Origin of the sequence: Ureaplasma diversum NCTC 246, assembly GCF_000731915.1 — a bacterium.
Classification (GTDB): Bacteria; Bacillota_I; Bacilli_A; order Mycoplasmatales; family Mycoplasmoidaceae; genus Ureaplasma; species Ureaplasma diversum.
This window is the reverse complement of the sequence record NZ_JFDP01000110.1, coordinates 1-1698: the sequence shown is the minus strand read 5'-3', so window position 1 is coordinate 1698 and position 1698 is coordinate 1. Positions and strand designations below refer to the sequence as shown.

Sequence of the window (1698 nt, the reverse complement as noted above, 5' to 3'; positions counted from 1 at the left end):
GCATTAACTCTAGCGGTTGGTGCTATTATGGCAGGGGTTAGTGTTATTGGAGTAGTTGCAGCTTGTGCACCAACAAAGGCGAAACCAGCTAAACCCGCTGAAAAGAAAGTAGAACAACCACAAACTAGTGGAACTGAATCTAAAAATCAAGAAAATGGAAGCACTACAACTGGTACTAAGCAAGGCTCTGAAACTGGTGGAACAACAAATTCATCTGGTGGTTCAAACAATACTACTACAGGAACAACTCAAAAAGATCCTATAGTAACTAATCCAAATTTAGGAGCTAAGCCTGAAGATAAGAAGATGCAGGATAGTGATCCTAGTACAGGAAATGGATCAGAATCAAGCAAACAAGGTTCTCTAGAAGCAGGTGGAGGTGCTAGTAAAGAAGGAAAGACTGGAACTGATGGAGAAACTAATGGTTCTCAAAACAAGGGAACAACCCAAGAACAACCAAATAAACAAAACTCTCCAGGAACTAATGCAGAAAATGGTGGAACGCAAAGTGGCGGATCAACCACAGAACAATCAGAGAACGCAACAACTCCTGGCTCTAGTTCTCAAGACAATAAAGAAAATATGAATGGCGGATCTGAAAATAAAGATGATACAGCTAAACCAGTTTCAGTTAGTCTAGATACTGATGCTAATTTAACTAAAAAAGAGAATAAATACGAATTAGTTTTAAATGTTACAAACGCTAATGATAAATTTTTAGAAATTGAATTAACTGAAGTTGTACCTGAAGGAGAAAAGGCTTCTAAACCAACTGCAGAAGCAAAGATTACTTCTAACAAAGCAACTTTTACTTTTCAAAACCTAAAAGAAGGAACTAAATACAAAGTATCATCACTTATGCTTTATGATACAGAAGATTCAACATCACCAACTAATCTTAAAGTAAGTGATGAGTTATCTTCTAAAGAATTAAAAACTAATGATATAGCAAAATCAATGAATGAAAACAGTGATCAAGCTGGAAAAACTGAAATAACATCAGCTTCTAAAAAGACTGAAATTAAAGATAAAATTAAGAAACTTGCAAATTTATCAAAAGATGAAAAAGAAACATTTAATAAAAAAATAGATGATCTTCCTGATAATTCTGATTTATCTGAAGTAGATAAAGTTTTTGAAGAAGCTAATGCTAAAAATGAAGCAAACCTAAAAGCAAAACAAGAAGAAGCTAAAGAAATTGCAACAACTGCTCAACTAACAGATCTTAAAGTAACAAGAGATACTAAAGAAGGATATCAAAGTTATTTTACATTCCAATTAACAACAGATACTGAAACATATGAAAAAATCAAAGATAAATTTTTGGGATTTAGATTGGATGTTTTAGGGACAAATCTATTTTATGAAGATATCACAAATGGAGCTGGAAACACAAAAACATATAAAGTTTCTGAAAAAGGAGGTAAAGTAACTTTTGTTGTTTGACCTAACCAACCACAAGAGAAAAAGGACGGAACAACCTATAGAATTGCCTCTATTTGGATTGATGGAGATCCAAATAAGAAAAATCTATTAGACAAACACGCTGATTTCCAATAATATAAAAATAACAATCACTACTTTAAAGGTGGTGATTTTTTATTTATTTAATAAATATTTAAAATAAAGCACATTTTCTAAAAATTAACTAAACCGGAACATTTACCTAGAAAGTCCTTTTTTTTTTTTTGAAGCACG

Annotated in this window: 1 protein-coding gene; it reads left to right on the top strand. The window is 32.3% G+C overall.

The window, feature by feature from the left end; all coding sequences use genetic code 4:
• The coding region (locus tag UDIV_RS04150; RefSeq protein ID WP_197021684.1) for a hypothetical protein at positions 1-1560 on the top strand (1560 nt) is incomplete at its 5' end.
• Positions 1561-1698 lie beyond the last annotated feature (138 nt).